Source organism: Alteromonas sp. AO-Serp (assembly GCF_017849675.1).
GTDB classification, from domain to species: Bacteria; Pseudomonadota; Gammaproteobacteria; order Enterobacterales; family Alteromonadaceae; genus Alteromonas; species Alteromonas macleodii.
In genome coordinates, this window is the sequence record NZ_JAFLMX010000034.1 from 1 (window position 1) to 19,013 (window position 19,013).

At 39.7% G+C, this 19,013-nt stretch carries 20 protein-coding genes and 1 pseudogene; 13 read left to right on the plus strand and 8 right to left on the minus strand.

The window, feature by feature from the left end:
• Window positions 1-291: 291 nt before the first annotated feature.
• The 9 genes from QVA83_RS02720 (at window position 292) to QVA83_RS02760 (ending at window position 10,449) form a co-directional block, all read left to right on the plus strand.
• Complete coding sequence (locus tag QVA83_RS02720; protein WP_012516826.1) at window positions 292-1,581, plus strand: tyrosine-type recombinase/integrase; 1,290 nt, start codon at window positions 292-294, stop codon at window positions 1,579-1,581.
• Window positions 1,582-1,725: 144 nt separating this feature from the next.
• Entirely contained in the window at window positions 1,726-2,112 is a 387-nt protein-coding gene (locus QVA83_RS02725; protein WP_012516825.1) for a BlaI/MecI/CopY family transcriptional regulator, read from the plus strand.
• An 8-nt stretch (window positions 2,113-2,120) separates the two neighbouring features.
• Window positions 2,121-3,065 (plus strand): M56 family metallopeptidase, encoded by a 945-nt coding sequence (locus QVA83_RS02730; protein WP_012516824.1) that lies wholly within the window; start codon window positions 2,121-2,123, stop codon window positions 3,063-3,065.
• An 87-nt stretch (window positions 3,066-3,152) separates the two neighbouring features.
• Window positions 3,153-4,442, plus strand: a complete 1,290-nt coding sequence (locus QVA83_RS02735) for a TolC family protein (protein WP_081333947.1) — start codon at window positions 3,153-3,155, stop codon at window positions 4,440-4,442.
• Complete coding sequence (locus QVA83_RS02740; RefSeq protein ID WP_012516822.1) at window positions 4,439-5,677, plus strand: efflux RND transporter periplasmic adaptor subunit; 1,239 nt, start codon at window positions 4,439-4,441, stop codon at window positions 5,675-5,677. The genes QVA83_RS02735 and QVA83_RS02740 overlap by 4 nt, the downstream gene beginning before the upstream one ends.
• Window positions 5,678-5,689: 12 nt before the next feature.
• Window positions 5,690-8,836 carry an efflux RND transporter permease subunit gene (locus QVA83_RS02745; protein ID WP_061439146.1) on the plus strand — a complete coding sequence of 1,049 codons (3,147 nt, stop codon included), beginning with the start codon at window positions 5,690-5,692 and terminating at the stop codon, window positions 8,834-8,836.
• Between the two features lie 4 nt (window positions 8,837-8,840).
• Window positions 8,841-9,539: a HupE/UreJ family protein gene (locus QVA83_RS02750; RefSeq protein ID WP_012516820.1), complete on the plus strand. Its 699-nt coding sequence runs from the start codon at window positions 8,841-8,843 to the stop codon at window positions 9,537-9,539.
• A 20-nt stretch (window positions 9,540-9,559) separates the two neighbouring features.
• Complete coding sequence (locus QVA83_RS02755) at window positions 9,560-10,072, plus strand: hypothetical protein (RefSeq protein ID WP_061486897.1); 513 nt, start codon at window positions 9,560-9,562, stop codon at window positions 10,070-10,072.
• 17 nt (window positions 10,073-10,089) lie between these two features.
• Window positions 10,090-10,449 (plus strand): DUF6488 family protein, encoded by a 360-nt coding sequence (locus tag QVA83_RS02760; protein WP_020742705.1) that lies wholly within the window; start codon window positions 10,090-10,092, stop codon window positions 10,447-10,449.
• A gap of 638 nt (window positions 10,450-11,087) precedes the next feature.
• On the opposite strand, the gene QVA83_RS02765 is transcribed toward QVA83_RS02760, so the two are convergent.
• Together QVA83_RS02765 and QVA83_RS02770 are read right to left on the minus strand one after the other, a co-directional pair.
• On the minus strand, window positions 11,088-11,816 hold the full coding sequence (locus QVA83_RS02765; protein ID WP_156077777.1) for an MAE_28990/MAE_18760 family HEPN-like nuclease: 729 nt from the start codon (window positions 11,814-11,816) through the stop codon (window positions 11,088-11,090).
• A complete protein-coding gene (locus tag QVA83_RS02770) occupies window positions 11,794-12,927 on the minus strand; it encodes a DUF262 domain-containing protein (protein WP_156077776.1) in 1,134 nt (377 codons plus the stop codon). Before QVA83_RS02770 ends, QVA83_RS02765 begins: the two co-directional genes overlap by 23 nt.
• A gap of 228 nt (window positions 12,928-13,155) precedes the next feature.
• On the opposite strand from QVA83_RS02770, the gene QVA83_RS02775 reads away from it, so the two are divergent.
• From QVA83_RS02775 to QVA83_RS02790, 4 genes and pseudogenes are all read left to right on the plus strand, one after another.
• Window positions 13,156-13,527, plus strand: a complete 372-nt coding sequence (locus QVA83_RS02775) for a hypothetical protein (RefSeq protein ID WP_287498118.1) — start codon at window positions 13,156-13,158, stop codon at window positions 13,525-13,527.
• A 61-nt stretch (window positions 13,528-13,588) separates the two neighbouring features.
• On the plus strand, window positions 13,589-14,404 hold the full coding sequence (locus tag QVA83_RS02780) for a hypothetical protein (protein WP_287498119.1): 816 nt from the start codon (window positions 13,589-13,591) through the stop codon (window positions 14,402-14,404).
• An 84-nt stretch (window positions 14,405-14,488) separates the two neighbouring features.
• Window positions 14,489-15,223 (plus strand): hypothetical protein, encoded by a 735-nt coding sequence (locus QVA83_RS02785; protein ID WP_012516879.1) that lies wholly within the window; start codon window positions 14,489-14,491, stop codon window positions 15,221-15,223.
• Between the two features lie 71 nt (window positions 15,224-15,294).
• A pseudogene (locus tag QVA83_RS02790) lies at window positions 15,295-16,244 on the plus strand (IS481 family transposase).
• Between the two features lie 251 nt (window positions 16,245-16,495).
• Here QVA83_RS02790 and QVA83_RS02795 read toward each other — a convergent pair.
• The 6 genes from QVA83_RS02795 to QVA83_RS02820 form a co-directional block, all read right to left on the minus strand.
• On the minus strand, window positions 16,496-16,678 hold the full coding sequence (locus QVA83_RS02795) for a hypothetical protein (RefSeq protein ID WP_012516877.1): 183 nt from the start codon (window positions 16,676-16,678) through the stop codon (window positions 16,496-16,498).
• Window positions 16,679-16,753: 75 nt separating this feature from the next.
• Complete coding sequence (locus QVA83_RS02800) at window positions 16,754-17,122, minus strand: cation transporter (RefSeq protein ID WP_156079169.1); 369 nt, start codon at window positions 17,120-17,122, stop codon at window positions 16,754-16,756.
• A gap of 49 nt (window positions 17,123-17,171) precedes the next feature.
• Window positions 17,172-17,624 carry a hypothetical protein gene (locus QVA83_RS02805; RefSeq protein WP_015066023.1) on the minus strand — a complete coding sequence of 151 codons (453 nt, stop codon included), beginning with the start codon at window positions 17,622-17,624 and terminating at the stop codon, window positions 17,172-17,174.
• 10 nt (window positions 17,625-17,634) lie between these two features.
• A complete protein-coding gene (locus QVA83_RS02810; protein WP_014997006.1) occupies window positions 17,635-18,288 on the minus strand; it encodes a methyltransferase family protein in 654 nt (217 codons plus the stop codon).
• Entirely contained in the window at window positions 18,278-18,601 is a 324-nt protein-coding gene (locus tag QVA83_RS02815; protein ID WP_014997005.1) for a DUF2933 domain-containing protein, read from the minus strand. The genes QVA83_RS02810 and QVA83_RS02815 overlap by 11 nt, the downstream gene beginning before the upstream one ends.
• Window positions 18,602-18,647: 46 nt before the next feature.
• The gene (locus QVA83_RS02820; protein ID WP_012516868.1) at window positions 18,648-19,004 is read right to left on the minus strand and encodes a cupredoxin domain-containing protein; all 357 of its coding nucleotides are present in this window, start codon (window positions 19,002-19,004) and stop codon (window positions 18,648-18,650) included.
• Window positions 19,005-19,013: the final 9 nt, after the last annotated feature.

The following is a 19,013-nucleotide window of genomic DNA, read 5'->3' on the forward strand; positions in this document are numbered from 1 at the left end:
CCCAACCTTGCAAAGAATTTAATGGATGGTATCAGAGGCCGGACTTGAATCGTCACACCCTCGCTAGCAACGGATTTTGAATCCGATGTATTTACTACCGATAAAACATCAAGAACAAAAAAGCCCTCACATCTCTGCAAGGGCTTGAATGATGGTGCCTCGACCCGGGATCGAACCAGGGACACGCGGATTTTCAATGCAAATCACTAATTTAAGTCTTTGAAAATAAGTTACTTTTAATTTCTTTGCAAATTCTTTGCAAAAAGAACTCTTTTCTGTTTTACTGGCGCTATGGCAAAACAGACTGAAAGACACGACATAAACGATGAGCTGTATATCTTTAAACAAGATAACAGTGAACGCTGGTACGCGCGATTTATACTAACCAACCACAAAAAATGGCTCTGTAAATCAACTAAGAAGAAAGATAAAGACGAAGCTATCGCCATGGCACATCGAATCTTCTTAGACCACCAAATTAGACACGAAAATAACACACTAGTCCAAAGTAAGCGATTCAAAGACGTAGCTGACCGCGTCATCGAAAAGCTTGAAGAGCAACTAGAACACGGGGGCGGTAAACGCACCTATAAAGACTATATTCGAGCTTTAGAAAACTACCACATACCTTACTTTTCACGGACATTTATTACTTCAATTGACCAAGAAGAAATATCTAAATTTGATGAGTGGCGTAAAGGGCGGATGAAGAAGTCTCCAGCCTCCTCTACATTATTAACTCACAATGCTGCTCTTCAGCTCGTTTTTAAAGAAGCTATTGAGCAAAAATGGATGATCGCCGCTCAAGTACCTGTTCTTTCATCTAAAGGTGAAGCAGGCAAACGCCGCTCTGCATTTTCGGAAGAGGAATACGAAGCTGTATTGGACGCAATACTAGAAAGAGAATTTAATGCCCATAGTGAAAAAACTCGTCAGATCTGTGAGTTACTTTATGATTATTGTGAAATAACAATAAATACTGGTATTAGGCACGGAACGGAAATGGACGCCTTAACGTGGAAGGACATCGAAATAAAAACGCAAGGGTCTAAAGCTCAATTCTTCATTCACATCACCAAAGGTAAAACAACAAAATATACAGGCCCTCGTAAAGTAGTTTGTAAACGTGATGTGATTGGTGCTTTAACTAGACTCAGAGAACGTTTTCCACTGCGTACACCTAACCAAAAACTATTTTTGCTAGCAAATGGTGAACCCACAAAGCAATTAGGTAAGGCATTTGAGAAAGCTCTCCAAAGTTCGGGATTAAAAGAGTCACCCAGAGGACCGCGAACGCTATACTCTCTTCGACATACCTACATTACGTGGCAGCTTCTCAACGGAACCAGCATGGACGTAATTGCGCGCCAATGTGGAACCAGTACAGCAATGATCGAGCAGCACTATAGTCACGTAAAGCCGGAAATGTTTGCCGATGCTTTGTCTGGAGTAACATTTGACAAAGAAGAGCCCAAAGCATTGTCTAAGAAAACATTGAACAGACGTGCAAAGACCGCAGAGCGCGACGAAAAACGCTTTAAAGAATGGGCTGAGGAGTTGAGAAAGCGTGGGTGTATTTAGTGCAAAATATAGTGAGATAATATTATTAATAAGTTCCGCCTAACGATGAAGTGAAAAAAAACTGAGATAAAAACCGATTGCCGGTCGGTACTCTCTATGTATAATACCTATCGTTAATCGGTTTTTTAAAAGGGTGCGGCGAATATGAATCTTGGTGAACTTGAAAAGCTAGTTCTACATTATTTATGGAAGCACAAAGATGTTGATGTAAAGCAACTTTATTCGCATTTCATAAATGTGAGGGGAGGAAGCTTAAATACCTACCAGAGTACACTTGATCGCCTTTTCAAAAAGGGACTTCTAGCCAGAAAAAAAGAGGGGCATGCATATATCTATAACACAAAAGTCGAGAGATACGAGTTGATCGGACAGCTTATAAAGTCAGTTGCTAGTGACTTTATTGCTGGCGACGATAGCAGCCTTATCGCAGCTTTTTCTTCCATCTCAAGTGAATTTAGTGTCGACCAACTAACTAAACTAGAGCAACTTATAGAAGAGCAAAAAAAGCTCAAGTCAGTGAACAAGGATTAAGTAAAATAATGACAATATTCTTCAACCTGCTAGCAATTTTTACTATTGCATTCGCAATAACTAATTTGGTTGTGTCTATTGGCGTATCTTTACTAGGACAAAAGTTAACATCTGTTCAGTTAAAACCAAGGAAAGCTCTGCTTTGGTTTTGTGTTTCAATGCCATGGATAATGAGCATTTTAGTCTGTCTTTACTTACTTGATATATATGTCTACTCAAGCATATTTGAAACTAAACAATATGCTCATTGGCATCATATATCAGATTTCAACTGGTTTAGTTGGCATGCAGTTACAATAATACTCCTGCTCTCTTACATGATGTTTGTATTGACTTCAAAGACGAGACAGCTATGGCTTCATAGACAGGAGGTGAGCTTGCTAACTTGCCTCTCAAAAAACTTAAGCCGGGGGGTATATGAAGTTGAGATACCTAAATTTGCAGCGTTTACCTCTGGAATACGGAGCAAGAAATGCTTCATAACTACAGGGCTTTTGAATGAGGTTACTCCCGAAGAACTTGATGTCATTTTAAAGCACGAAAGAGCGCATGTTGTAAATAATGATCCCCTGAAAAAGTGGCTTTTTAGTATTTTGGTCTCATTTTATTTTGCACCAGTAGCAAGATTACTAACTCTACAGATGGTGTTGGCTATGGAACAAGATGCAGACAATGCTGTATTAGAAGAAGGAATTGACCGGATATTCGTTGCAAGCACTTTAATTAAAGTTGCAAAGCTGAATGCGCAAGAGGACATACTTAAATCAAGCGCGTTAGTTGTAAATTTCGGAGCAGATGTCCTTGAGCAACGCATCTATTTCCTCTTGGGTAGGTTGCAGTTGTCACCTATCAATAAGACTGTAGCGTTCTCTTTTGCCATTGCATTATTTTTTCTATGTATGACTTCTTTAGACGGTGTTCATCATCTTATTGAAACGGTGTTTAGCCATTAAAATTTATTCTAAAAACCGATCGGTGAACGGTTTTTATTTTCAAACTTAGTCGAAGGCTTTTAAAAAGCTTTCATAAGGATTTTATTTATGTTTTTTGGAAAAAAATTAAGCAAAAAACCGATCATCAATCGGTATTTTGTGAGTGGTATGCTTATAAGCATGTCCATCAGTGGGATGTCTGTTGGTGTTAATGCACAAGAAATACTCACATTGAATGATGCAATTAGTCTATCCCTGCAACAACATCCTGAATTACATGTATTCACACATAAATCAGAGGCTGCAAAAGCTCTTATTACTCAAGCTGAGGTTGGCACGCCTAAAGTAGTTAATGCGCAACTCGAGGATTTCTTGGGCTCTGGTAACAACTCAGGGGTATCTGGATTGCAAGCAACATTGAGCATTTCATGGTTACTTGAAAATGACATTATCGAGTCTAGGGTCAATCTGGCTTCATCGAAAGCTGACGCAACTACAATTGATCAAGAGGTTAGAGCCGTTGATATCGCAGCAAATACAGCACGATTGTATATAACCTTATTGGCTCAAAAAGAGAACTTAAAGTTAGCGAAGATTGCAGAAGACCAAGCGAAAGATCTCTTGGACAATGTAGAAGGTCGTGTAAAAGCAGCAAAAGCTAACGCTATCGATGAACTCCGCGCTCGCGCTTCGCTATCTTTGTACGAGCTAGAAGTAGAAGATCTTGTTCATGAGATTGCAGCAACAAAATCTGCATTAGCGGCGCAGTGGAAGGGCACTACAAACTTTTCAGTAACTGGAACACTTACAAATATTCCTTCAATTTCTGAGTTAGATGAAGTTTTGAAAAGATTGAAGGAAAACCCGAAAATCCAACGCTACATATTACAGCAACAAGAAATTGAATCTGAAATTGATTTGGCAGTAGTAGAGGAGTCGCCCGCTTGGGAAGTGTCGACAGGCATTAGACGAAACGAAGTAATTGACGACTTTGCATTTGTAGCTGGGATATCAATACCTATTGGAGGCGAAGGTCGTAATAAAGGATTAATCACGTCTTTGCGTGCAAAGCAGAGCCAAAGTGCTGCTGAATCTGATGCCTTACTTCAAAGTATTTCCACTGATGCTCTGTTGTTGACTCACAAATTAAAGCACAGCCTCCATGTAATCCAAAAATTATCAAACAGTTCCATTCCGATGTTAGAGCAAGCAAATGAGCAAGCTAGTCGAGCATACAACATCGGAAGTTACTCATATACGGACCTCTTTGCGGTCCAGAAAGAACTGTTAAATGCGCAGAAGAGCCTAATCGATGCCTATACCAACATTCAACTATTTAACATTGAATTAGAGAGATTAACGGGTACTTCGGTATCCAAGAATGAGAGAGCACTATGAAACTTCGCAAATTATTTACCTTAATAGCATTTGCCCATATTGGCATTAGCTTATCCGCAATCAGTAACCTAGCTGTTGCTGAGTCAGCTAAAGAAATTACTCAAGAAGAAGTAGAGAAAGGCCCTAATAATGGTCGAGTATTGAGACAGGGTGACCTTGCTATCGAGCTGGCGATTTATGAAACCGACACCCCTCCCGAATTTCGTGTATACGCTAGTTATGCAGGACAGCGAATATCAGCTGAAGACATTGAAGTGAACGTAAAACTCACGCGTTTGGGAGATGGCATCGATGACATAGATTTTTATGTTGAGGGCAATTATCTGCGCGGTGACATGGTTATCTATGAACCTCACTCTTTTTTAGTTTCACTTACTGCCAATTACCAAGGCAAAACATACGAATGGTCTTACGATAACTATGAAGGAAGGACAAAAATAGATGATTCACTAGCAAAGGCTATGGACATTAAAACCGATTTCGTATCGAGTAAAAAACTTAACGCGCGGTTGAAAGTATATGGCCAGTTAGTTTTACCCCCCAATGCAGTGAGGAATATATCTGCGCGTTATCCAGGCGAAATAACTTCTGTTGATGTCATTTTAGGTCAAGCAGTAAAGAAAGGGCAGACTCTTTTCACTATCCAATCAAGCGAAAGCTTGCAAAGTTATCAAGTTAAATCGCCGATTGATGGCCTAATTACATTTCAGGATATTGGTGTAGGCGAACAATCGGGAGACAAGAAACTAGTCGCTATTACTGATACCTCGCAATTAATAGCAGAGCTGAACGTATATCCAGAAGACCAAAACAAGAAATTGTTAGATGCTCCCGTCGATATACAAGTTCCGGGTCACGATAAGACGATAAGCACTAAAATTTTTGACAGCCTTTATGCCGTTAACGGCTCGCAAGCAAAAGTCTATCGCGCCATTGTAAATAATAATGACGGCTTTTACTCACCAGGACAGTTTATAACTGCCCAAATTCTCTTTGACTCATTCACCGTTGAAAGAGCTGTGAAAGAGGAATCCCTTCAGGCTTTTAGAGATTTCACGGTGGTCTATGGAAAGTTTGGTGATCAATACGAAGTTCGGATGCTTGAGCTCGGCCGAAAAGCAGAGGGATGGGTTGAAGTACTAAACGGCATTCCCTCTGGAACAGAATATGTCACTCTCAACAGCTACATAATAAAGGCTGATATTGAGAAGTCGGGCGCGTCTCACGACCACTAAGGAACTCCTTGAATGTTAGATGCTATTTTAAAATTTTCAATCGAGAGAAGTAAGCTAATTCTCGTTTTTGTTTTCGCGGTAGCGATGCTTGGCCTTTGGAACTTCCAAAAGCTGCCAATTGATGCTGTACCAGACATTACCAATGTGCAGGTTGTAATAAATACAGAGGCACTTGGGTATACCCCACTGGAGGTAGAGCAACGTATCACGTTTCCTCTTGAAACCGCATTGTCAGGAGTTCCAAACCTGTCTTATACGCGTTCTGTATCTCGCTATGGATTATCACAAGTAGTTGCGATCTTTAATGATGACACTGATATCTATTTTGCTAGGCAATTAGTCAATGAACGTATTAACGCTGCAAAATCTGAACTTCCCTCAGGACTGGAGCCTGAGTTGGGGCCAATTTCTACGGGACTTGGTGAAATATTCATGTTCACGGTTGACGCTAAGGAAGGGGCAACCAATGAAGATGGTCGTCCAATTTCCCCGACAGACTTAAGAACAGTTCATGATTGGGTAATTCGCCCACAATTGATGCAAGTAGAAGGCGTTGTTGAAGTCAACCCAATTGGAGGATTTGAGCGCGAGATTCTTATTGCACTGAACCCCGATAAATTATTGTTATTCGGTTTAACTCAGCAAGATGTCATAAATGCAGTAGGAAAGCATAATTCAAATAAAGGTGCAGGTTTTATTGAGAAAAATGGTGCTCAATGGTTAATTCGACTGCCTGGACAAGTGGAAACGCTTAAACAAATTTCTGAGATTCCTTTGCCTACAGACCTTGGCAAGATTGTTCGAGTAAAAGACGTCGCGGAAGTAAAAGAAGGTAAGGAGCTAAGATCTGGGGCTGCAACACAGAATGGTCGAGAGGTCGTGCTGAGTACAGTCTTTATGTTGATAGGCGAGAACAGCCAAAAGGTCGCGAGAGGTGTTGGTGAACGAATAAAGGAAATTAGCGCGTCACTTCCCGAAGGAATAGTCGTAAACGCTGTCTACGATCGAACAAAACTAGTCAATACAACATTAGATACGGTCAAAATGAACCTTACTGAAGGGGCTATTTTGGTCATTGTTGTTCTGTTCTTACTATTAGGCAACATAAGAGCCGCATTTTTGACAGCTTTAGTTATTCCTTTCGCCATGCTTATGACTGTAACGGGAATGATTCAAACACGAACAACAGCGAATCTGATGAGCTTAGGTGCACTCGATTTTGGATTGTTAGTCGACGGGGCTATCATTATCGTTGAGAATTGTTTGAGGAGACTTTCTCATGCCACTCAAAAAGGCGAGCTTAACGCCAAACAACGTTTATCCTTAGTTTACGATGCGACACGAGAGGTCATTCGACCTGCTTTATTCGGGGTTTTCATAATCACCGCAGTCTACTTACCTATATTTGCGCTATCAGGTGTTGAGGGAAAGATGTTTCACCCAATGGCAATAACGGTAGTAATAGCTCTTGTTAGCGCGATGGTACTTTCAATTACATTTATCCCTGCTGCTATTGCGCTAACTTTCAAAGGCAAGGTAACTGAGAAAGAAAACATCATTATCAATACCTCAGTATCACTTTATAGGCCTGCTCTGAAGGTTATTTTAAAGGCGAGATGGCTGGTCATTACAGTTGCATTTTCATTAGTTGTGCTGGCTTCATTTATGGGGATGCGGCTCGGCAGTGAGTTTGTGCCAAACCTTGATGAGGGCGACATCGCGATGCATGCGCTGAGAATTCCTGGTACTTCACTATCGCAATCTATTGCGATGCAGAAAGTACTTGAAGAGAGAATAAAAGCGTTACCCGAAGTAGAGCGCGTATTTGCAAAAATAGGTACCGCGAATGTAGCTACAGATGCAGTTCCTCCTAGCGTTGCTGATAATTTTATAATTATTAAGCCTAGAAGCGAATGGCCTAACCCTAATAAGACTAAAGAACAGCTAGTTGCTGAATTAGAAGAACTAGTTACACCTGTGCCAGGCAATAGGTATGAATTTCTCCAACCAATACAGATGCGATTTAATGAGTTGCTTGCTGGAGTTAGAGCAGAGCTTGCAATAAAAGTATTTGGTGATGATTTTGATACTTTGGCTGAACTCGGGAAAGAAATCGAAACGGCAATTCAGGATGTTGAAGGTATCCGTGATGTGCAGGTAGAGCAAACTAAAGGTCTTCCAGTACTCACTTTTCTACCGCACAGAGAAAAGCTCGCATTATACGGGCTTAGCCTTGAAGACTTTCAAACACAAGTAGCTGTGTCTATGGGGGGGCAAGTCGCAGGAAAATTTTACGAAGGCGATAAACGTTTCGATATTGTAGCGCGTCTTCCTGAGGAAAAGCGCCAAGATGTAAATTCGCTGTCTAATTTGCCTATCTCCTTACCAAATGGTGAGCATATACCTCTAAAAGAGCTTGCTGATATGGAAGTTATTTTAGGAGCTAATCAAGTCAACCGCGAAAACGGAAAGCGCAGAGTCGTTGTTACTGCCAACGTGCGTGGTCGAGATTTAGGTAGCTTTGTTCAAGATATACAGGCAGCGATTAAATCTAAAGTTAAATTACCTGCCAGTTACTGGATTGAATATGGTGGTACTTATCAAAAGCTACAGTCTGCGTCTGAGCGTTTAAGCATTGTGGTGCCAGTCACACTTGTTCTTATTGTTTTACTTTTATTCTTAGCACTAGGTTCGATAAAAGACTCGCTCATTATTTTTTCAGGGGTTCCATTAGCACTTACAGGGGGGATCTTTGCTCTGTACCTTCGAGGCATCCCTTTTTCAATATCTGCGGCAGTCGGCTTTATAGCGTTATCTGGTATAGCAATTCTGAACGGATTAGTGCTTGTTTCGTTTATTCGAGATTTAATTTCGAGGAACCAATTGCTCGAAAGTGCAATTATTGAAGGAGCAGTAACGAGATTAAGACCTGTTATCACTACAGCTCTCGTAGCTTCGCTAGGTTTTATTCCAATGGCATTAAACACAGGAATCGGCTCTGAAGTTCAAAGACCATTGGCAACCGTTGTAATAGGAGGTGTAATTTCTTCAACAATCTTAACGCTTTTCGTCTTACCCGCACTATTTCGAATTTTACATTCGAACGACAAGTCTGAAGAGCACAATTCTGGGAATTCATTAATGAAAAGCGAAGGGTAAATAAATGTTAGGTAAATTAAAGCTAACGCATTTGGTGTACCTTCTTCTATCTCTGTGTGCAATGGCTTCGTTTGAAGCCTTTGCACACGGTGTAGACGACAGTACACGTAACTTCTTAGAAAACAACACTGGTATCCAGATAATTCCCTTTCTGTATATCGGAGCTAAACATATGGTTACGGGTTATGACCATTTGCTGTTTCTAGTGGGAGTGCTGTTTTTTCTGAGAAATAGTAAAGACGTCTTGCTCTACGTAAGTATGTTCACGATAGGTCACAGTTTAACTCTAATGACTGGAGTCCTAGCTAATATCCAAGTTAATGCATACCTGATTGATGCAATTATCGGTTTATCAGTGGTTTATAAAGGGTTTGATAACCTCGGAGGATTCACCCACTTCTTTGGTAAACAACCCGACCCTAAGAAAGCTGTACTTATTTTTGGCTTGTTTCATGGCTTCGGATTAGCAACAAAGATCCAAGAGTTTCACTTACCTGAAGATGGACTAGCGCTAAATCTGCTCTCCTTTAATATTGGAGTAGAAATTGGTCAGTTTATGGCTCTTATTTTTATTCTTCTGTTAATTAATTTTTGGCGTCAATTCGAGAGTTTCGACCGTTTTTCTGCGGCAACGAACACAGCCTTGATGAGTGGTGGTTTTATGTTAGTTGGCATGCAACTAACAGGGTATTTTGTTAGCTAAATCTTATGAGAAATATATTTATGGAATCTAATCAAACAAATCGTGCACTGATAAAAGCGACTGTAATTGCATTGTCAGTAGCAGTAGTGTCTCTAGTGTTATTTATTTTACCTGCTGAGTATGACATTGACCCTACTGGTGTCGGAAAGAAGCTCGGTCTAACAGTATTTAATCAGGACGGAGAATCTCCTTCTGCTAAGACAAGTACAGACGGTGACCAAGATACAGTGGTCGTTACTGTTCCAGCAGGTAAAGGTATCGAGTATAAGCTCAGCATGATGGAGAGCCAGCAGGTCACTTATGAATGGCAAACAAGTAATGGCGAGCTATATGTCGATCTTCATGGTGAACCAGATGGTGATAATACTGGCTATTTTAAGTCATACACTGTCGCTACTGTTGAAAGTATGAAAGGGAGTTTTGTTGTTCCTTTTAACGGGTCACATGGCTGGTATTGGAAAAACAACACAGACAAAGATATTGATGTTCAACTAATTTTCAGCGGTGAATACATCGTTGAAGGTTTAAAGTAAAAATGAGGAATCACAGAATGAAACACATAAAAGTATTAACAATTGCATCTGCGCTTTTAGCTTCTTCTAATGCTTTCGCACATGGAGGAGCGCATGGCGAGGTAAGTGTTATGGAGGTCATCCAAGCTGCCCAGACAACGGCTAAAACACTTACTTTTAAAAATAATGGAATGTCTGTAGGGAAGCTGGACACATCATGGAATAAGGTCGCACAGGGAGATTTCGAATTAGTTGAAGCGACAGAGAGAGAATATATAGTTAAAGCGACAAACTCTGAGAACGGTGAAACTCTTTTCTTTAGCATTAGCAAAAAAGGAAAAGTCCTCAATGTTGAAAAGGCAACCTCATTTGACAAAGGTCATGGCCATTCTCATTAATCGAAGTTAATGAGAATTTAAGTTTCGAACAAGAGATTTTCAGAATCATAAAGTCAGCCCCAACCGTGCTTTTGGTTCTGAAACGCTTGCTTAGCCATACCCTCAATCTTCTTGGACAAAGAAGTAAAAAGCAATCTCTTGTTCGCTTTTTTTGTATCTAAGGATAGGTATTAAAGAAGGTGTAGATTTACGAGTAAAATTAAACTATTTGAATAGTTGGTAAGCATTACTTTAAAAAGTTAAATCAGACTGATACGCAAACTGTTAGAGTAACGTAACACTTGATATCAATCGACTAGATTATATTAGACAAATTTTCGTTTGAACTTTTTGCTTCTTATACGCTAATGGAAATACGTACACGCCTTCAAATAAAAAATATTGAAAAATCTATTATTAGATAATAGTAACGTTAATCTATATTAACGTTATCTATCTGGGTGGTGGTCAATAAGTTAACTTCCCTCTTTCAACCACAACATATGTTTTCAGCGAAAAATCTACCGTAGTAGTAAATGGTTAATAGCGTAAATAGTAATTTACACTACGTAAGAAATACTTAACCTTTTTACGACTCAAAATCATGGCGAACACTGGGGACAACATTCGCCAGAGACGATCTTTGTAACACTTCTGCATCAAGCTGCGACACTTGCATTCTTTCGGATTTCATTCAGCTTATCGTTCAGCAAGCAACCAAGTCCTTTTGCAAAGTTTCTATAGTGTGGGATATCACTCAAAATCGAATTAAATGTTGCAGCATTAGGTGACTTATTTTCGTGGATAAGTCCATTCCTCACTCCCGTAAGAGCATTAAATTTTTTTTCTACATCAATCGTGACTATCTCTGGCTCATCAGATAGCAAAGATTCAACTTCTGTCGTGACTACACAGGATTTAAAGACGTCGTTAATATCCAGCCTAGCAAATAATTTTTTAACTATACTACTGCCGTGCCGCCCGTAGCTAAACTTAGTGTCCACGTTAATTTCAGTAACCGGCTGATCACATTCAATAGTTTTTGCAATCATAACTATGTCTTGTTTACATTTGGGATTACCGCTTTTTATTTTTTTTATTAATTCATCTGTAAACTGATGTTGAACTGATGACAAAATGAGTTTCTCGGGAAGCTGCTCTCTCTTGAGTGACATTTGCTCAAGGCGATATATGTACTCTTCCGCAATACTTTCAAAGAAACATTCTAAATGAGTACCCAAAAAGAGTAATGCTGACCTCAGTATTAGTGACCTTTTATCGTGTTTGTTTAGTTTTTCGTAGCCAATGGCTAGACGAATAAGCGTCTCAACTTCATCTAGTGACTCATTAAAGTCCTGAATAGCATCAAATGACTGAAGTTCTTGCATCTTCTACAATTCCGAATTTTTTTAATCCAAGTTCCAAACGGGTCATGATGCGCTTCGAGTCGGCTGTACCATATGTTATAGCATCGAGAAAATTCTCGTCTTCACATAGTTCTACTATATTCTGTTGATAAACCTCCTTGTTTTCCTCACATTCCTGCATTGTTAAATGCGAAAAACACAGCATAATTACGTCAATTAATGACCTATTAATCCGAGTTTCATGATTTCCGTATTTATCTGGTCTTCTAAATGCTGTGTCGCCAAGAACACTGTATATATTATCCATGCAGCCGTTAAAAGCTGCACCAAATTCCGCCATTTTCTCTGTATCAATGTTTTGATACTTAGCCATGAACATATTTAGAAATGTCTTCATTCTACCGGGGTAGTTGAGCGTGTAGGTATTTAAGTCATAATTTTCTCTGATTGCCAAAAATCGCAGTACTAACTCAGCATCAACAAACCTCTTGTGAGTATCTTTGAGCTTCAAGCACGCCAAGAACTTTTCATTAAACCTACACTCTTTTAAAAAATCGTTAAATTTTCCCCTATACAAACAATTTCGTAACTCTTGTTCATTCAACCGAACTGAACCAGTATTTAGACGCATAAAGACGTCATATTTTATTTCTGGATGAGTTTCGGCTAGTAATACCACAACTCGAAACATACCGTTTCCCAACATACGTTTGGCTTTGGGCGGTAAGTTGTGGTAAGTCAGACCATTAAGTTCAGATAGAACTTCAAGACGTGAAAGTTTGAATTCATTCTTAAAAAATCTGTATAAGCTATTAAGTCGTTGAAGACCATCAATAACGTTCCACTGAGATTCTTCATTTTCTGCCACGTAAACCACAGGGATAGGAATATTCAGAAGAATAGATTCTATTAGGAGCGACGCTTTTTTGTTTTCCCAGAGGTAATTGCGCTGATAGTCTGGATCAAGATCTATATCTCCCTCATCAATCATAGCGACCAAGTCCCGTACACTTTTATCATATGATTGAGTACGTAAATGCCTAACTTCCTTGGGAATCTCGACGGGATCTAGCTCGTCTTCTCCTGTTTGGTCATCATAATCATTTACATCATCCAGATAACTTTCATTCATCGTTCAATTCCTTTGCACTGAGCATTATCGATAGTACAACATATATTTTTTAAGAAGAGGCGTCTATAGAAAGACTCACCTGATGAAAGAATATTAACTTGATTACCCAGCCTTATTAAAGGTGAAAAGAGTGTGGGATCTGTTTTTATACTATTTCTTACATAATTGAAGGGTTGTAAACCTCTGCCAAGACAGTTGGGTAACGACAACATGTTGGAGATATACAAGATGAAAGCTAAGCTGCCTCATATTGGTATTTTTTGGGTCTACAAGTCGACTGTACTTGCTAAAGTAATGCCTTTGAATAGTGCAGAGCCTGATAGCCTTTCACTCTATGACAGTGACTTTAGCCATTTAGTAGAGTGGGAAGAGCATAGAATATACCTTCCGTGTTTTCCTGAGCTCATTGCTGTTGAATATCAAGAAGTCAGCAGGGGTAGAGTAATCTACTGTGGAAACTCAAAGTTCTTTAAAATATATGCAGACAGAAAAGTGGTACAGAGCGTTGAGCTTCAAACCTTGGTATGTGATAAATTTAATCTAATACCGAGTCAATGCACTTGGAAGCTAGACAAGCATTACCGTATCTTTAGTTCATAAAAAGCTTACGAAAAAGTTAAAAAGTCGCTTTGTAAAGAATACGCAAGCAAATCATAAGGACATGACGTTGAATATATTTGAAGTAATAAACAATAGTATTTCTGACTTTGTAGAAAATCAAGAAAATAAAGCGCTCAAGAGAGGTACAGGCTCTTATTCGATACCGTTTAGAGGCTCTATCTTCGGGGAAATCGAGACAGCAAAAGTATTAAGCAAGCTCAATGCCGAATCAGTTGATGTAATTTGGTTAGGCTCAAATCCTAATGTTCCTGAATCTCTCGACGCTATTTTGTCTCCTTCCTCCCCTTCCCACTACGAGGGTTTTGTGCAACAAGCCATGAACGACAATTTCAGCGAAGCGTACAAAAATAGCGAAGGTGCGAATGTCCCATTGTGGGATCCTATTAACAAGCCAAACAACAAGTGGCAATTCTACTCAGAGATATTCAACAAGCGGTTTGGTGAACACAAAACGCTCATGGCTAACATAGTGCTGTGGGGAAGTAAGGATTTTAAAAGCTTCACTTCTCAGTTGGCTAAATACGATAAAGCGCTTTTAGAGAGAGCTATTCAGTTTTCTTACGAGCTGAACAATCAGATAATCGAGTACTTCAAGCCAAAAGTTGTTCTTGTTCCCAAGAGCTCTAATAGCCCATCATCAAAGAATTGGCTACTACACTCTTCAAACTTAACAGACATACAGCATCACGAAGTGAGAGGTAAAGTAACGTTCAAGTTTTCAGTAGGTAGACTGCAAAAAGACGATTTTAAAACAACTGTAATATCAGCCCCCCACCCTTCATACACACCAAGAATTGGTCGTGAATTTAGAGAGTCTGCGCAAAACGCTATCTTCACAGTATTACAAAATTGCTGATACTTATTAATCTACTTCATAAACAAAAACTAATTTTGCATTTGTTAGCATCTTTAGTTGATGAGTTTATCGCACGAGAGTTACATGATAGAACTTAAGATTTTGGGATCCTTTATTACCGCTAGTGCAACTATTTTAGTAGCCTTAGCAACATATATATGGAAAATTCAGAGAGAAAAAAAAGAAAGTAATCGAACAATAATTTATTTACTCCTTGAGTTACGCAATGTATTTATCAATTCAGTAATTAATACAGATCGCGCGATTGACGGTTACTTGAAGCTGTATTTAGAGAAATTGAATGACCAAGCATTCTCGCCTAAAGATAAATCAGCATTCGAAGCAGAGCTACGAATTGCCCTTGAGAAAGCATTTAATTCGTTAATCATTGATATGAAGGAAGAACTGCGAGTAGATTTCTCCTCTCAGTTTGACAGCGCTATTTTAGAGCTTTCAAAACATGACCCAATACTTGCTTACCGATTGCAGAAAAACATAAAAATTGAAAAAACTTTCGAGGTAATAGAGAATCATCTAACGAGGACCAAAGATTGGGTCGATAACACTAACGAAGAAAATTTGCCTTCTTTTGAGAGTATTTCGCGAAGGTTAGAATCTAAATTGGTTGAAAAACTAGCTGGAGATCTTGAACAAGATATTCTCACCGTTGCTAGTAGTGATTCATTTTTAACTAAATTAAAATGCAAAAGGATCATTAGCAATAAGAACATAAATAGCATTTACGATTTTAGCGAGATCGGTCCCTATTTGGATGAATCTTTAATTACGGTCTTCGAAAACAGTAGTCAGAATATTTAAGACAACAAGGACGTTTATGTGTGTGATTCATAGAGATCGTTTCAAAATAATACGACTCTAAGAACAAAGAAATTAGACAGCGACTCAAGTGGATTGAGCTTTACGAAGAAACTAAAAATGCAGGTCTGGTTTGCCGCAGGTGTGGTATATCCAGACCCACTCTTCGTAAATGGTTAAAACGATATAAAGAAAATGGTCTAGACGGTCTTCAGGACGTTTCTAAACGCCCTCATACCTCGCCAAATACTAAAATAAACCATCAGATAGAGGAATGGATTCTAAGCCTGAGAAAAGACAGGAAGCTTGGTGCGCGGAGAATCCAAAATGAACTTCTTCGCGAGCATAGTGTTCAATCATCGCTTGCTTCCATACATAAGGTGCTGACCAGACATGACGTTAAACCAATAGTATTTCAACGGAAGAAAAAAGACTTCATCCGTTACCAAAGACCCATTCCAGGTGATCGAGTGCAGATGGATACATGCAAAATCGCTCCTGGAATTTACCAATATACTGCTATTGATGACTGCTCTAGATATCGCGTACTGGATGTGTTTAACCGGAGGTCGGCAGCAAACACCCTTATTTTTATCGATAAGGTAATCGAGGAAATGCCATTTCCAATACAGCGAATACAAACCGACCGTGGTACAGAATTCTTCGCAGAGAAAGTTCAGCGAAAGCTGATGGATTATGGCATCAAATTTCGTCCTAACAAGCCTGGTTCTCCTCACCTGAATGGTAAGGTTGAAAGCAAAGAACCGACAAAGAAGAGTTTTATTCAACAGTAAACTTGAATCTAGACGAACTAAAAAACGAAACATTGCCCGAATGGCAGCATTACTACAACTGGCAACGGGCACATGGTTCGTTAAAGGGAAAAACGCCAATGGATATTGTCTGTGAAAGACTTGAACAAGCCCCACTTTGAGAAGAGGTTCACGAGGATTATATAACTGAGGACGAGCGCATTCAGCTATCAAATTATCAACGCGACCTGCAATTGAGAAAAGTGAAATGATGTCTATGAATCACACAACTCATGCCATATAAATCGACTTTCTAACACTCCAAACAATGGATAGTAACTCGCGATCACAACAGTGAGCGTTGGATAAAAACTTCGGTCTTTATCGAATTTATTTAACTTCGCCAATCCTATTATTAAAACAGCTACCAAAGCCCCTATTGAAGTACTCACTAACACTTTATTTACCCATGTGCCGGTAATAGAAAAATTGCCCCTTCCAGCGGCTAAAACTTGCCACGCTTCTATTCGTCTTTGCTTGAAGAAAACGCTTTTAATGCTTTTTCCAGTGAATATTTTGCGTTAGGCATAACGGAACCTGTGAATTCTTGTACCGCTTGATGGATTTCATGCTCAGCTGGGTTTCTTTCAATTATTCCCAAGTTAAGTAACTTAATTCTGTCCGCTTCGTTTTTACTATGTACCACTGTGTTGTCCTGTTTTTGTTTGTTATGGCTGTACGATCAGGCGTAACGTAAGTCTGATCGTTGCTATTGAAACAATTACTTTTTATGGGTTTGCCCAGGAGGAACACGGTGGCAACTCCAGGGTTTGTGTTTTGCATTTTCACGAATGTTTTCGTCAACGAATTGGTAATAGCCTTCTTTCATTTTTGTCCAAAAGTCGTCCGAAATGTCTGCCCCGTTGTCACGAATGATTGTCTCAATGCCATCTAAATTGCAGTGGGTTGCATCGTAGCCTATATGCAGGGTACTTTTGGCGTCCTCAAATGAAACTGCATCGATTCCAAAGGTCCCATCAATGCCAGCAACAATTGCTTCTATGTTATCTTCGGTAATACCAACCAACTTTAAATGCCGTACGACTAAATTCGCCTCTGATACACCGACTCTGTGATCTAGATCGCTCATCTTTTCCTCCTATAAATCGATTGTTAACTTGTTTATGTTCGTCATTTCTTTAATTATTTAAAACACTATTGGCACCGAGCTGCTGCTTCATTAACGATTGTAAAATTGACATTCTTTGTTCAAGATAAAACAAAAGTTCGTCTACCGAATTTCCCATGACTACAAAGTCGCCCCCTGCTAAACCGCTGTCGATAAGAACGAGACTTCGTTGAAGGCCATTTGTGTACGTTTCTTCCAGATGTGCTTTGTGTTGCAGGTCTGTTTCACTTTGGAGTCTCTTCTCAATATTCGTTAAATAAATTTCCATCATTTTCATATGCTCAACGATGAGAGTTTGCCTATCAGAGACGTCGTTGATCCGTTGTATGCGTTGCATTAGTGCATCCATGACAAGCTCATTACTTCGAAGCATATCATCCGCACTCATCGACGTTTGAGCAGCAGCAAATGTCGCGGGTAACACCCCTCCAACAAACAGTAATGACAGTAGTACTTTGTTCATTTTGTAATCCTTAATTAGTGCTTGAAACGTTTGAAATACCCATACGGGGAAACCAACCTGGCGTCGTTTGTTTATAGTGTCTGTAGCTATCACCAAACTCGGATTCAGCTTGCTGCTCTTCTCGCGTGGCGAGTCGAGCATAAACGACAATAAGAATTGGAAACATAAGTAAGGTTGGCAGTGTTGGCCATTGCAACAAAAAGCCAAACATGATCAGTATAAATGCAACATATTGAGGATGCCGGCAGCGAGCGTACCATCCAGTAGTGGCTAAACTATGCGATTTTTGCGCGTGGTGTAGGACACTCCAAGAAGCGGATAGTAAAAAGAAACCTAAAATGATGATGACATTACTTAAGATGTGTAAAATATCCCAGTGAGCATCGCCGGATAGCCCTAGCAAAGTATGCCACAAGTGACCATTTTCATGCGCTAAAAAGTCTACCCCTGGATAACTTTCCGCTAACCACCCTGACAAAAAATATATTGTCAGGGGGAAACCATACATTTCGGTAAATAAGGCCACGATAAAAGCGGAAAATACACCTAGGCTTCGCCAATCTGTTTTCGACTTCGGCTTGATAAAACTAAACGCAAAAAAGATAAAAATGGCTGAGTTTATAATGACTAGTGCCCAGAGCCCATAATCAGAATCACCGTGCATTATTATTCTCCGTTTTATGTTTTCCTTTACGGGCCTGCTCTAACCCTTCGATATAGCCTTTTCGATATTGCTCATTGTCCTCGGTTTGTTCTTTAAATGTTTTTTCGGTGTGCTCATGTGTTTCATGTCCTTTGCCATGACTGCCGTGCATAAAAATGTGCATGACAAGGCACAACAACAAGATCAAGTAAGGTAAATACGGAAACACATGCTCACCATGCTCAACCAGCAAGAAGTAGCTCGCGGCGGTAATAAGGCCTATGGCAGACCAACCACTGGGGGTGCGCCAAAAGGGGACTTTTTGTTTACTCATAATACACCTCGCTTTGGTATCTTTTACGTTAATAAAAAGCGTTTAATCACTTGATCACCAACGTGCCACGATACATTTGCATCTGACAATGAAATGGGTAAACGCCGGCACTGGAAGCAGGAATAGTGACCGTCACTCGCTTGTTAAGCGCTAATGTTTCATTAATATCCAACTCCGGGATCAATAACGTTTCTGCACAGGGCGTTGCATCTTCTCTGACGAACATAAGCTGAACGGACTGATGCGCCGGCACCGTGATATTGGCAGGCTGATACACGCCGTCTTTTACAAGGACTTTGATACTGCCGTCTTTTATCTGGGTTGATTGTGCTTTGTAAAGCCAAAACCACCAAACAATAAGCCCAATCAGGATAAGCCCTGCTAAATTAATCCATATCATCATTGTGTACTC

Bases quoted from the DNA above. Each gene is read 5' to 3' on its own strand.
- QVA83_RS02720 (WP_012516826.1), top strand. From the start codon at position 292: ATGGCAAAACAGACTGAAAGACACGACATAAACGATGAGCTGTATATC.
- QVA83_RS02725 (WP_012516825.1), top strand. From the start codon at position 1,726: ATGAATCTTGGTGAACTTGAAAAGCTAGTTCTACATTATTTATGGAAG.
- QVA83_RS02730 (WP_012516824.1), top strand. From the start codon at position 2,121: ATGACAATATTCTTCAACCTGCTAGCAATTTTTACTATTGCATTCGCA.
- QVA83_RS02735 (WP_081333947.1), top strand. From the start codon at position 3,153: ATGTTTTTTGGAAAAAAATTAAGCAAAAAACCGATCATCAATCGGTAT.
- QVA83_RS02740 (WP_012516822.1), top strand. From the start codon at position 4,439: ATGAAACTTCGCAAATTATTTACCTTAATAGCATTTGCCCATATTGGC.
- QVA83_RS02745 (WP_061439146.1), top strand. From the start codon at position 5,690: ATGTTAGATGCTATTTTAAAATTTTCAATCGAGAGAAGTAAGCTAATT.
- QVA83_RS02750 (WP_012516820.1), top strand. From the start codon at position 8,841: ATGTTAGGTAAATTAAAGCTAACGCATTTGGTGTACCTTCTTCTATCT.
- QVA83_RS02755 (WP_061486897.1), top strand. From the start codon at position 9,560: ATGGAATCTAATCAAACAAATCGTGCACTGATAAAAGCGACTGTAATT.
- QVA83_RS02760 (WP_020742705.1), top strand. From the start codon at position 10,090: ATGAAACACATAAAAGTATTAACAATTGCATCTGCGCTTTTAGCTTCT.
- QVA83_RS02765 (WP_156077777.1), bottom strand. From the start codon at position 11,816: ATGCAAGAACTTCAGTCATTTGATGCTATTCAGGACTTTAATGAGTCA.
- QVA83_RS02770 (WP_156077776.1), bottom strand. From the start codon at position 12,927: ATGAATGAAAGTTATCTGGATGATGTAAATGATTATGATGACCAAACA.
- QVA83_RS02775 (WP_287498118.1), top strand. From the start codon at position 13,156: ATGAAAGCTAAGCTGCCTCATATTGGTATTTTTTGGGTCTACAAGTCG.
- QVA83_RS02780 (WP_287498119.1), top strand. From the start codon at position 13,589: ATGACGTTGAATATATTTGAAGTAATAAACAATAGTATTTCTGACTTT.
- QVA83_RS02785 (WP_012516879.1), top strand. From the start codon at position 14,489: ATGATAGAACTTAAGATTTTGGGATCCTTTATTACCGCTAGTGCAACT.
- QVA83_RS02800 (WP_156079169.1), bottom strand. From the start codon at position 17,122: ATGAGCGATCTAGATCACAGAGTCGGTGTATCAGAGGCGAATTTAGTC.
- QVA83_RS02805 (WP_015066023.1), bottom strand. From the start codon at position 17,624: ATGAACAAAGTACTACTGTCATTACTGTTTGTTGGAGGGGTGTTACCC.
- QVA83_RS02810 (WP_014997006.1), bottom strand. From the start codon at position 18,288: ATGCACGGTGATTCTGATTATGGGCTCTGGGCACTAGTCATTATAAAC.
- QVA83_RS02815 (WP_014997005.1), bottom strand. From the start codon at position 18,601: ATGAGTAAACAAAAAGTCCCCTTTTGGCGCACCCCCAGTGGTTGGTCT.
- QVA83_RS02820 (WP_012516868.1), bottom strand. From the start codon at position 19,004: ATGATGATATGGATTAATTTAGCAGGGCTTATCCTGATTGGGCTTATT.